We start from the raw sequence: 12,052 nt of genomic DNA on the forward strand, positions 1-12,052 counted from the left end.
CATAGCGATGGTCTGTTTTTGTGTTCTTATCTATAATTCTACTCAATCATGGTATTGACAGCAGTGCCTGTTTGGTAGTCAATCTCTGCATTTGGAGAAACATTGTCCAAGAGGACATGAGACATTCCGTCTTCATCTATGGTCTCCTTGCCCCCTAGCTGAATGCTGACAACATTGCCTTCTGCATCAAGCCCGACATACTGGAGCTCAATCTTGCGAGGGAGAAGCTCATTGTCCGTGTAAATCGGAGTAACCTTGTAATCCAGCCAATAATCTGGATTCTCCTCTAACCAGCGCTCCAAGCGATGTTCATAATAGAGCATGCTATCTGGATTATTGTCGTCCAGTCCTTGGAAACTGCCAGAGTTGAGCCAAGCGGTCATCGGAACGAGGTTTTTCCCTTCATTGTTGAGGCCGCTGAAAGTGAAGCCAATCAGGTGAGCGCGATTCATGAGCCAAGCCCGATCATCTCCATTACCGTAGTAAAATTTGTAATTGTGCCAACCGATGGGATTGTAAGTGACCTTGGTCTCCTTTTTCTTTTTAGCTTTGTGTTGCTCCTGCATTTGGACATGAGCAGCAGTAGCCCGACCGTATTTGTCCTTTTTCCCAAGCTTTAGCTGATACTCTCCATTCAGCTCCAGAGTGCCGACAGCTGTTTCATCGCTGTGGTTAAGCAGCTGGACCTTAATCTGGTTCTTCTGATTCGCAGCGACATTCTCTGCAGGAAGAGCCTGTGAAAGTAACAACAAAGAGCCGGCTGACAGGACAAGCCAAGTGCCAAACCTAAACTTTTTCATAAAGAACTCCTTTTAAATAATATATCTCCGACATCATTCTACTAAAAAATAGATTGTTTGACAACTAAAACTTTTCAAAAATATTACAAAAATAAATATTTGTTCAATAAGTGAAAGGTTTGACTCGGATGTGTATTTTTCCTATAATCATAACTAGAGAAAACGCTTGTATAAATTGCCTAAGGAGGTGCTTATGAGTCCATCTTTAGAGGAAATGTCGCTGGAGGAGCTGTGGCAGCTTTTTCCGATTTTTCTGAGAGAGCATCAAGCAGCGTGGAAAGATTGGTATGAGGAGGAACGGCTTCGGCTTTTGAGTTTTTTGCCAGAACATAAGATTGTTCGTCTTAGCCATATTGGCTCAACATCGGTAGAGACCATTTGGGCCAAGCCAATAGTGGATATCTTATTGGAAATTCTCAAAGAAACAGATATGGCGGTAATGAGAGACTTGTTGCTGCAAAATGGTTATCTGCTCATGTCAGAAAGCCAAGGAAGGATGTCATTTAATAAAGGCTACACACCGAGTGGTTTTGCAGAGCGGGTTTTCCATCTGCATCTGCGCTATAAAGGCGATCATGATGAACTGTACTTTAGAGACTATTTGCAGGAGCACCCTGCTGTAGCTAAAGACTATGAAAAGCTCAAGCTATCCTTGTGGAAGCAATATGAGCACAACCGTGATGCCTATACAGAGGCGAAAACGGATTTTATCAAGAACTATACAGACGAAGCTAAAAAGCTTTATGGCGAAAGATATGAGAGGGAAGACAGATGATTTATACAATGATTGGATTTCTGATTATTCTGGCTTTCTTTACTTAATGTACCAATCAAAGAATTTGATTGCAGCATTTCAGACCCATTTTCATTGGTCAGATTTAACTCAAGCTTTTTTGGAATTAAAGAGAATTCTCAAGCCTGATGGAATCATCTTACTGGCATGTGAATGGAGCAAATTAGCTTACTACCTGCCAGCCTTTAGAAAGCAAGAAAAACTGGAGCATTATTTATCTAACTTGGACTTGCATCTCATCGATAGTCAAAGAAATGGTCAATGGATTCTTTATAAAATTAAGAAAAAATAAGGAGGTATCCTATGAAACAATTATTTTTATGTTCATATTTTGCGGGAGTCAAGGACTTGTTCAGACAATATGCGTCTGAAAAGCAATTGGGCAATCAGGTACTTTTTATCCCGACGGCTGGAAATGTAGAAGACTATAGGGGTTATATTGACGAAGCCCTGCAAACCTTTGAGGACTTGGGATTTCAAGTAGAGGTCTTGGATATTTCAGCTTGTGATAGAGAGACAACTCAGGCCAAAATTTTCCAAAGCAAGCTCCTCTATGTCTCTGGCGGCAATACTTTTTATCTTCTGCAAGAACTAAAGAAAAAGCAGCTTCTGTCCTTGATAAAAGAGCAGATTGCGGATGGCATGGTTTATGTGGGCGAATCTGCTGGCGCTGTTATCACTGCTGAGGATATTGACTACATCAGACTTATGGACGATAAGGAAGTAGCAGGGGAAATGTCTGATACGGTGGCGTTACATGAGACAGATTTTTATCTCCCGCCTCATGTTGGCGAAGAACCCTTTGCTGAAAGTGCTCAGGCAATCCTAAATACTTATGGAGACAAGCTTAATTTGCTGCCCCTTAATAATCGCCAAGCAGTACTGGTGGAGGATGAGGAAGTGAAGGTTTTGGAGGTGGAATAAAATATTTTTGCCACGAATTTTAACAAAAGGTCTATAAAAAGTAAGAAAAGCTTGATTGAAGCAACCAGCTTTTTTGCTATACTAACAGTGTAATCATAAAAAGGAGATTAAAAAATGATTTCTAAAAATATTGCTATTTTAAGAAAAAGAGAGAATATTTCTCAGGAAAAACTGGCCGAGGAAATAGGTGTATCAAGGCAGACTATAGCAAAATGGGAAGCAGGAGAAAGCGTTCCAGATGTGATTTATTCCTCTCAATTAGCTGATTTTTTTGATGTGAGTTTGGATGAACTAGTACATTTAGAAAGCAATTTATTGACAACTCCTAGTTTCAAAGGGAAATATATTTTTGGAACAGTAACGGTGGGAGAGCGTGGTGAAATCCACTTACCCCCTCGGGCACGAAATATTTTTCAAATAAAAGCGGGAGATCAGCTTCTTTTGCTAGGAGATGAAAATCAAGGATTGGCGTTATTAGATCCGAATTTTTTTCTAGAAACTCCTAAGTATTTTTCAGAAAAGTAGGAGGCAATGAATGAAAAGGAAAATGATGTTAGTTATTTTGATATTGATAGCTGTTATATTGGTAAGTGCAGGGTGGTTTGCTTATCGTAATCTTCACTATGATAAGGCTAATCTTGAATATATCCGACAAGCTGGGATGATAGAAAAGCAAGTGACTTTACCAGATGGATCTCTTATAAATTATGGCGAAGGTCCCAAAAATGGTCCCCCTTTACTCCTGATCCATGGCCAGCAAGTATCTTGGGAGGACTACGCCAAGGTTTTTGGAGAATTGTCTAAGCGATATCATGTATATGCAGTAGATTGTTATGGACATGGTGGGTCTAGTAAAAATCCTGCTAAATATTCAGCACTAGAAAATAGTCAGGATTTCGTTTGGTTTATTCATAATATTATAAAAGCTCCTGTGTTCATTTCAGGACATTCATCAGGAGGGCTTCTTGCAACAATGGTAGCTGCACTAGCTCCTGATACTGTTAGAGGACTGTTGATAGAAGATGCACCGTTCTTTTCAACAGAGCCTAGTCGAGCACTTTCTACTTTTTCTTGGTTAGGATTTAAAGATATGCATGATTTCTTAAAAAGCGGTAAAAAAAATTATACTACCTATTTTTTAGAACATACTTATTTAAAAAAACTTTTTGGTGAGGAAAATTTTAATAAAATTGTCAAAAAACCAGCTCTGAACTATATGAAAAATCATCCAGGAAAGATTCCTAGAATTTGGTACTATCCGCCAGAATTACAAGTGAATCTCATCTATGACTTAACAGCTAATTTACAGAATGGAACAGGAGATTACGATCTTCGTTTTGGCTCAACATTTTATGATTTTTCTTGGTTCAAGGGATTTGAACAGGAAGAAATCTTGAAAAAAGTTCAATGTCCATCTATATTGCTTCATGTGGCTCGGCCTTTGAATCAGAAAAATTACTATGATAAAAATGGGATTCTCTTGAGTGCTATGGATGACAAAGATGCTAAGCGAGTAGACAAACTTTTGTTAAACAATCATCTAATAGATAATATCAAGAGTGGGCATGATATTCATGCTGAAAAACCTGAGATTTTTATTCGGGCGATTGATGATTTACAAAAAAGGTGTAAATAGAATCTTAAAGGTGAGAGATGTTTTTACTTGATCTATTGGGATTTTCACTTGACAAAAAGTTTAAAGTCTATTTTAGTTGTGCTTCTTATTTTTATTTCAAAAACAGCCATCAGACTGTTTTTTTGATATAATAGACTCTATGAACACAAAAGAAAAAATTTCAAATTATCAACTTTTACTGGCTCAGTTGGAAGCCTTGTTGGAGGGTGAGACCAATGCTTTGGCCAATCTTTCCAATGCTAGCGCCCTGCTCAATCAAGCTCTACCTAATTCTGTTTTTACTGGTTTCTATCTTTTTGATGGAAATGAGCTGATTCTGGGGCCTTTTCAGGGCGGTGTCTCCTGTGTCCATATTACCTTAGGTAAGGGTGTCTGTGGGGAATCCGCGGAGAAAGAGCAGACCATTATCGTAGATGATGTGACCCAGCATGCCAATTATATCTCTTGTGATAGCCGGGCTAAGAGCGAAATTGTGGTGCCCATGGTAAAAGACGGTCGACTTCTGGGAGTACTGGATTTGGACTCAGCCTTGACGGGTGATTATGATAAGGTAGATCAGGAATATCTGGGAAAGTTTGTTCAGATTTTGCTTGAAAAAACGACTTGGAATTTTGAAATGTTTGGAGAAAAAGCCTAATGTATCAAGCTTTATATCGAAAGTACCGCAGTCAGACCTTTGGACAGCTAGTGGGTCAGCAAGTAGTGGCCACCACTCTGCGGCAGGCTGTGGAGCAAGGGAAAATCAGTCATGCTTATCTCTTTTCTGGTCCTCGTGGAACAGGGAAGACCAGTGTTGCTAAGATTTTTGCCAAGGCTATGAACTGTCCTAATCAAAAGGACGGCGAGCCTTGCAATGACTGCTATATCTGCCAGGCCATTACTGAGGGGAGCCTTGAAGATGTTATCGAAATCGACGCTGCTTCAAATAATGGGGTAGATGAGATTCGTGATATTCGGGACAAGTCCACCTATGCGCCCAGTCTAGCCAAGCATAAGGTCTATATCATTGACGAGGTGCATATGCTCTCGACTGGGGCTTTTAACGCCTTGCTCAAGACCTTAGAAGAGCCAACGGAAAATGTGGTCTTTATCCTAGCGACGACAGAACTTCATAAGATTCCAGCGACCATTCTTTCCCGCGTCCAGCGTTTTGAGTTTAAGTCTATCAAGACGCAGGACATTATTGGTCATATTAAGTGGATTTTAGAGCAGGAAGGCATTGATTTTGAGCAAGAAGGTGTGCAGATTATTGCCCGTCGAGCTGAGGGCGGTATGCGGGACGCCTTGTCTATCCTCGATCAGGCTCTTAGCTTGACTCAGGAAAATCGTTTGACCACAGACATAGCTGAAGAAATCACTGGCTCTATCAGCTTGGGAGCCTTGGATGCCTATGTAGCAGCCTTGATTGATCATGATGCAGTAGCAGCCTTGGATAATCTCAATCTGATTTTTGACAGTGGCAAAAACATGGCCCGTTTTGTGACGGACCTCCTACAATATCTGCGTGACTTGATCATTGTCAAAACTGGTGGGGAAAATCATCATGCCAGTGAGCTCTTTCTGGAAAATCTCAATACACCGCAGGACACTCTTTTTGCCATGATTGATATGGCGACTAGGAGTTTGGCAGACATCAAGAACAGCCTCCAGCCTAAGATTTATACAGAAATGATGACCATTCGACTGGCAGAGACCAGCAGTCATCCTGCAGCGGCAGCGATTCCAGATAATCTAGCCGAAGAGCTCAAGGGATTGAGACAAGAGATAGATAGTCTCAAGCAACAGCTGGCTAATGGCAATGGAAAACCTGCAGCAGCTGTCAAAACTTCGGATATTCGTCCGCAGAAATCTAAGGGCTACCGAGCAGACCGCAATAAGGTCAATGCCATCCTAGAAGAGGCTGTTGACAATCCAAGCCTTGCTCGCAGCAATCTGACTAAGCTGCAGAATGCTTGGGGTGAGATTATCGAAAGTCTGGCTGGAGCTGATAGGGCCTTGCTGGCAGGATCGCAGCCGGTGGCAGCCAATGAAAGCCATGCTATCTTAGCTTTTGAGTCTAATTTTAACGCCGAGCAGACCATGAAGCGGGACAATCTCAATACCATGTTTGGCAATATTCTCAGTAATGCAGCAGGATTTTCACCAGAGATTTTGGCTATTTCCTTGGAAGAGTGGACCAAGATTCGGGCGGATTTTTCGGCTCGCAGCCGCAATAGCAAGGCAGAGGTTGAAGAGAAGGAAGAGGAAAGTTTGATTCCAGAGGGATTTGACTTTTTAGCAGAAAAAATTACCATTCAAGAGGATTAAAAAAAGATTTTTCTAAGCTTTCGTGTTATAATAAATCTATGAACAGACGACAATTTATTGTGATGGCTGTTTTCACAGCCTTAGAAACCTATTTTTTCAATGAATCTATCATGGCGGGGCGCTATTTTATGGCTGCTTTCTGGGCAGTTTTGGTGCTGCGCAATCTGCAGATTTCCTATGTCATGGGGCGGATTGTGGATGAAATCGATAAACATTTAGGACCGAAATAATGAAAACAGGACTGAGTCTTATAACTCAGTCCTTTTGAAATGAAATTTTTGATTACCAACTGGTCAACGAGACTTCGCCGCTATTGAGCCATATTTCCTGACCATTTGTCAGCTGGACTAAAAGTTGCCCGCTGTCTGAGATATCCTTGGCCAAACCTTGGTAGTCTACGCCTTTTTGACTAAAGGTCACTTGTCGTCCTAGCACCAAGGAGCGCTGCTTGTAGAGATAGATGAGCTCTTCTGGGTCACTTTCGTAGAAGCATTTCCAAATCTCGGCAATGAGCTCATTGCGACTAATGGCTGGTTTCTCTTCAAAGAGGGAGCCAGCTTTTTCTTTAATCTCAGCGGGAAATTCTTTAATGAAAAAATTAAAGCCAACACCGATGATGACATCGGTGACGAGTCCTGTCTCGATAGAAGTTGTAGCCTCGGTCAGGATGCCGGAAATTTTCTTGTTTCGATAGTAAATATCATTGACCCACTTGATATCAACCTCTATAAGGGTTAGATTTTTTACTGCCTTGTAGATAGCTCCTGCGGTCAAGATTGTATAGGAGGGGAGCTGGTCGAAGGGGAGGTTGGGCTTGAGGTGGAGAGACATGTAAAAGCCTCCCTGGCTGGGGCAGAAGAAGGCACGACCGAAACGGCCACGGCCAGCAGATTGGGCAGCGGCCAGATAAAGAGTGTTGGCCGGGCGTCCGGCCTCCATGCCAGCCTTGGCGTCCATCTGAGTGGACTGGCAGTCAGGATTAAAGGAGACCTGAACAGGGGAATTTGCTTCAATCCAATCAGGAATCAGCAAGTCACCCGCTGTCAATCGATAGCCCCGGTTCTTGACGGATTCGATTTGGATGCCTTCTTTCTCCAGTTTTTGAATGGCCTTCCAAATGGAAGTTCGTGAGATGCCCAATTCTTGGGCTATTTTTTCGCCGTTGACATAGTCTTCAGCCTGGCTGAGGATGTCAAAGATTTTTTCGTAGGTTTTCATAGGCGGTCTTTCTAGCTTAAAGGCTGCTTTCTCTTAGTGTCAGCTTGGTAGAGAGCTTGATCATATAAAGGATGGGGCTTTCGTCAGTTTTGATTATCTGGTCCAGTATCTGCAGAGCTTGCTTGCCCATTTCCTCTGTAAAGACTGTCACAGTACTGAGAGGCGGATAGACATATTTGGCAATGGATGTATCATTAAAGGAAATAATCTGGACATCTTGGGGAACAGCTATTCCCGCTTCCTGAAGAGCACGGAGGGCACCGACTGCCAGAGCATCGCTGGCTATGAAGAATGCTTTGGGCATCTGTTCTTTTTGCTGATCAATCATGTCTTTCATCAGCTGGTAGCCAGACTCTGAGGAGAACTTGCCTATCTTGACATAGGCCGGCTGATAGAGGTCTTTTTCACTAAGGTAACGGCAGAAGCAGGCCAAGCGTGGGTCATCAAGACTTGTCGTTCCGTCTGCGGTCTCTTCGCGTGCAGCAATCATACCGATTTCTCGAATGCCCTGCTCAAGAAAATGGTCGAGAACATGAGTAACGGCATGCTCAAAGTCCGTTGTTACACAGCTGTGACCTTGGTTGAGCGTATCGCTATCAACGAATACTAAAGCGGTACTGTATTGCTCCAGCTCCTTGACTTGCTTGCTGCTGAATTTTCCGATGGCAATGATACCGTCAATCTGTTCTAGCTGGCTCAGAGAGTCGTTGTTGAAAATCCGCACGATATCATAGCCCAGTTCCTGGGCTTTCTTTTCGATGCCTAAGCGGATGGAGTAGTAGTAAAGATCATCCAGCTCTTCCATCTCTGTGTACCATTCAACGATGGCAATGCGATGGGTTTTAGGTGAAGTCTTTTTCTGTCTTTTGCTTTTTTTGTAATTGAGCTGTTCAGCTATATCGAAAATTTTCTTACGCGTCTCATCGCTGACAGACATGGACTTGTCATAGTTCAAAACCCGCGAAACAGTTGCGGGAGAAACACCAGCTGTCTGGGCGATATCTTTGATAGTAGCCATTTGATTTGGTCCTTTTTAATTTACTGTCTACATAAATTATAACTCAAAAATTAGTAAATAACAAAGATATGTTTAGTAAAACTTAACTTTGTTCTCGAAATGAACTGGGTGAAAAGCCAAAATATTTTTTAAAAGCCTTTGAAAAGTAAAGGGGATCTGAGAAACCGACAGAATAGGCGATAAATTGGACAGGCTCACGGGTGCTTTTGAGGAGTTGTTTAGCTCGATGCATTCGGACATATTCCAGATATTCTTTAGGTGAGCTTTGGTGCTCCTCCTTGAAAATGGTTGTTAAATAGCTGCGATGAACGGACAACTTAATTGCCATAGCTTGAATGCTGAGGTTAGGATTGGGATATTGAGTGTCAATTATCTGCTTGCAGGCTAGATAGAGTTGCTGGCTTGCAGATAGGGTATTTGCTTGGGGTTTATAGGCAACGCTGCCCAAGTGAAAGATGAGTTCATAAAGTTGGCCCATAATGTGGAGTTGAGCTAGTTGGTTAGATTTGGTCTGCTCGGCGAAGTAAACCAAGTTCTCAACAATTTTCCCAATCCTATCTGTTTTTCGTTCCTGGTTGGCAAGTAGGTAGCAGTCTTCGGCAATCTGAGAGTGATTGAAGTAGTCATAAACCCTACCTCCAGTCATTCCCAGCCAGTAGTAAGACCAAGGTTCTTCTTTGTCAGCCTGATAAAAGGTAAGTTCATTTGGCTTGAGCAGAAAGAGATCTCCAGCTTTTAAATCGACAATTTTTCCTTTGTAATGAAATTGACCTTTCCCTTTGGTAATGTAGTGAAGGACGTAGGTATCTCTAATAGCTGGTCCAAAAGAGTAGCTAGGTGTGCACTCTTCGTAACCGTAGAAGCTAAGCGAGAGATCAATTGTTCCTGTTTGGTATTCTGAAAAAACAAGCATATTTTGCCTCCTACCTAACATTTTACCATATTTCCCTAACATAATTCTATTTTAGTAAGCGATTTCATAAGGTAAAATATTAGTAAATATGGAGGTTCAGAAATGGCTATCAAAATAGACAAACATCTATTCTACATTAATACAAAAAATTCCAGTCTTATCATTGAGGAAAGGGATGGCTACCTTTTGCTTAAACACTTAGGCAGAAAAATCGAATCCTATCATTTTTCCAATACAGTATTTGAGCGAGATCATGCATTTTCTGGTAATCCGAGGTCGAATGAGCGGAGTTTTAGCTTAGATACCCAGCGGCTGGTTTTGGGTCAGCATGGTTTAGGAGACTTTCGGCAACCTTCTCTGCAAGTCCAACATGCTAATAATGAAGTAACAGATTTTCGGTTTGTTGAGAGTCAGCTGATTAAGGGGGGGTTAGAAGTTCCAGGACTGCCTAGCCCTCATAGTACAGAAGATGCAGAAACACTGGCCTTTATTTTAGAGGATACAGTAGCTCACTTACGCCTCACTCTCTATTACACAGCTTTTGAAGATAGCAATACCATTGCAACCTTTACAAAACTTGAAAATATCGGTAGAGAGACAGCAGTCATACATAAGAACTTGAGCTTAATGGCAGATTTGCCAGCAGGGACTTATGATGTGATTAGTTTACAGGGAGCTTATGCTAGGGAGAAAACAGTTCGTCGTCACAAGTTAGAACAGGGAATTTTCAAAATAGCTTCCAACCGAGGAGCTTCTGGTCACGCGCAGACTCCAAGCCTTATCCTTTGTGATAGTGAAACGACGGAAGAGGCTGGTCAAGTTTGGGCAATTCAGCTTCTTTATAGCGGAAACTTTGAAGCTTGGATTCAGCAAAATCAGTTGAATGAAGTTCGGCTAGGTATTGGTATCAATGAAGATAACTTTGCTTGGAAACTGGAAGCGGGGCAGACTTTCTATAGTCCTGTTGCTCTGTTGAATTATTCGGCTCAGGGTTTGACTGGTCTTAGTCATGAGAGCCAAGCTTTTGTTCAAGAGCATATCATTCCTAAAGCATTTGCGAATCGAGAGCGGCCAATTTTAATCAATAACTGGGAAGCAACTTACTTTGATTTCAAAAAAGAAAAGTTGCTAGAGTTAGCAGATGAGGCGCAGAAAGTTGGTATTGAGCTCTTTGTTCTTGATGATGGCTGGTTTGGCAACCGTTTTGATGACAATCGGGCTCTGGGCGACTGGTTTGTCAATGAAGATAAGCTAGGCGGCAGTTTGACAGAGCTCATAGCAGAAGTTCATAGCAGAGGATTGCAGTTCGGTTTATGGGTTGAGCCAGAAATGATTTCCGTAGACAGTCAGCTTTATCGGGCACATCCAGACTGGGCTATTCAAGCGCCTGATCGAGATCATACCTACTCTCGCAATCAACTCGTATTGGATTATGCTAATCCAGATGTGGTAGCCTATATCAAAGAAACACTGGATCAGCTGTTAAGTCAGCACGATATTGACTACATAAAATGGGATATGAATCGTAATATTACCAATCTTGGGAATGGCACTAACTATCTGGCGACCAAAATGCAGTCGCATAAGTATATCTTGGGGCTTTATGAAATTGTAAAATATTTGACAGAGAAATATGAGAACATTTTATTTGAGTCCTGCTCAGGTGGTGGTGGACGAAATGATCTTGGTATGATGCGGTATTTCCCTCAAGTCTGGGCTAGTGACAATACCGATGCCATAGCTCGTTTGCCAATCCAATATGGGTCTTCTTATCTTTATCCGACTATTTCAATGGGTGCCCATGTGTCGGCAGTGCCTAATCATCAGATGGGACGAATTACTCCGCTGGCAACTCGGGGTCATGTGGCTATGATGGGAAATCTGGGGTATGAGCTTGATTTGACTAGTCTATCAGATGAAGAGAAAGCTGCGATTGCTGACCAGGTGAAGTTGTATAAAGAATTACGGCCAGTGGTCCAGCTAGGGCGTCAGTATAGGCTAATCAATCCAGATGTTGGCTCCAATGAAGCAGCAGTTCAATTTAACTATGAAGATCAAACGATTGTAACCTATGTCCGAGTCTTATCAGTTGTGGAAACGATGGAAACAACCTTGAAACTAAAAGACTTAGAGGAAGAAGGACTTTATGAGCTGCAGGGAAATGGCGCAGTTTACTCAGGTGCAGAACTCATGTATGCTGGTATCACTATGAATCTTCCGCAAGGAGATTATCTTAGCAGACAGTTGTATTTTATTAAAAAATAAGGAGGCTAGACCATGAAATGGTATAAAAAGATGAGCTTAGCTGCTATTACAGGACTGTCCCTTTTGGGGCTGTCAGCTTGCAGCAGCCAAGGGGAGTCAACAGATGGTAAGGTAACGATTGAGTATTTCAATCAGAAGGGTGAAATGGTTGATACCCTTCGTGAGATTGCCAAAGACT

Annotated in this window: 12 protein-coding genes and 2 pseudogenes; 10 read left to right on the forward strand and 4 right to left on the reverse strand. The window is 42.0% G+C overall.

Annotation, left to right across the window (positions count from 1 at the left end):
- Positions 1–38: 38 nt before the first annotated feature.
- Complete coding sequence (locus tag RP262_RS04765; RefSeq protein ID WP_311154456.1) at positions 39–800, reverse strand: DNA/RNA non-specific endonuclease; 762 nt, start codon at positions 798–800, stop codon at positions 39–41.
- Positions 801–993: 193 nt separating this feature from the next.
- Between RP262_RS04765 and RP262_RS04770 the strand changes: the two genes are divergently transcribed.
- From RP262_RS04770 to RP262_RS04805, 8 genes and pseudogenes are all read left to right on the forward strand, one after another.
- Entirely contained in the window at positions 994–1,575 is a 582-nt protein-coding gene (locus RP262_RS04770; RefSeq protein WP_311154457.1) for a GrpB family protein, read from the forward strand.
- A gap of 61 nt (positions 1,576–1,636) precedes the next feature.
- Positions 1,637–1,885: pseudogene (locus tag RP262_RS04775) on the forward strand (methyltransferase domain-containing protein); the annotation flags it as partial.
- A gap of 11 nt (positions 1,886–1,896) precedes the next feature.
- On the forward strand, positions 1,897–2,517 hold the full coding sequence (locus RP262_RS04780; protein WP_311154458.1) for a Type 1 glutamine amidotransferase-like domain-containing protein: 621 nt from the start codon (positions 1,897–1,899) through the stop codon (positions 2,515–2,517).
- Between the two features lie 114 nt (positions 2,518–2,631).
- Positions 2,632–3,042, forward strand: a complete 411-nt coding sequence (locus tag RP262_RS04785) for a helix-turn-helix domain-containing protein (protein ID WP_002895706.1) — start codon at positions 2,632–2,634, stop codon at positions 3,040–3,042.
- Between the two features lie 10 nt (positions 3,043–3,052).
- On the forward strand, positions 3,053–4,153 hold the full coding sequence (locus RP262_RS04790) for an alpha/beta hydrolase (protein WP_311154459.1): 1,101 nt from the start codon (positions 3,053–3,055) through the stop codon (positions 4,151–4,153).
- Positions 4,154–4,292: 139 nt separating this feature from the next.
- Positions 4,293–4,790 (forward strand): GAF domain-containing protein, encoded by a 498-nt coding sequence (locus RP262_RS04795; protein WP_311154460.1) that lies wholly within the window; start codon positions 4,293–4,295, stop codon positions 4,788–4,790.
- Complete coding sequence (gene dnaX, locus RP262_RS04800; RefSeq protein WP_311154461.1) at positions 4,790–6,460, forward strand: DNA polymerase III subunit gamma/tau; 1,671 nt, start codon at positions 4,790–4,792, stop codon at positions 6,458–6,460. The genes RP262_RS04795 and dnaX overlap by 1 nt, the downstream gene beginning before the upstream one ends.
- 38 nt (positions 6,461–6,498) lie before the next feature.
- Positions 6,499–6,690: a DUF3272 domain-containing protein gene (locus RP262_RS04805; protein ID WP_002895701.1), complete on the forward strand. Its 192-nt coding sequence runs from the start codon at positions 6,499–6,501 to the stop codon at positions 6,688–6,690.
- Between the two features lie 52 nt (positions 6,691–6,742).
- On the opposite strand, the gene birA is transcribed toward RP262_RS04805, so the two are convergent.
- The 3 genes from birA to RP262_RS04820 form a co-directional block, all read right to left on the reverse strand.
- Positions 6,743–7,678, reverse strand: a complete 936-nt coding sequence (birA, locus tag RP262_RS04810) for a bifunctional biotin--[acetyl-CoA-carboxylase] ligase/biotin operon repressor BirA (RefSeq protein WP_311154462.1) — start codon at positions 7,676–7,678, stop codon at positions 6,743–6,745.
- A gap of 16 nt (positions 7,679–7,694) precedes the next feature.
- Positions 7,695–8,696, reverse strand: coding sequence for a LacI family DNA-binding transcriptional regulator (locus tag RP262_RS04815; protein ID WP_311154463.1), 1,002 nt, complete (start codon positions 8,694–8,696; stop codon positions 7,695–7,697).
- 82 nt (positions 8,697–8,778) lie between these two features.
- Positions 8,779–9,609: an AraC family transcriptional regulator gene (locus tag RP262_RS04820; protein WP_172454738.1), complete on the reverse strand. Its 831-nt coding sequence runs from the start codon at positions 9,607–9,609 to the stop codon at positions 8,779–8,781.
- Positions 9,610–9,711: 102 nt separating this feature from the next.
- Here RP262_RS04820 and RP262_RS04825 point away from each other — a divergent pair, with 102 nt between their 5' ends.
- Positions 9,712–11,874: an alpha-galactosidase gene (locus RP262_RS04825; RefSeq protein WP_311154464.1), complete on the forward strand. Its 2,163-nt coding sequence runs from the start codon at positions 9,712–9,714 to the stop codon at positions 11,872–11,874.
- A gap of 12 nt (positions 11,875–11,886) precedes the next feature.
- Positions 11,887–12,052, forward strand: a pseudogene (locus RP262_RS04830) (sugar ABC transporter substrate-binding protein); the annotation flags it as partial.

Source organism: uncultured Streptococcus sp. (genome assembly GCF_963456385.1).
Lineage (GTDB): Bacteria > Bacillota > Bacilli > Lactobacillales > Streptococcaceae > Streptococcus.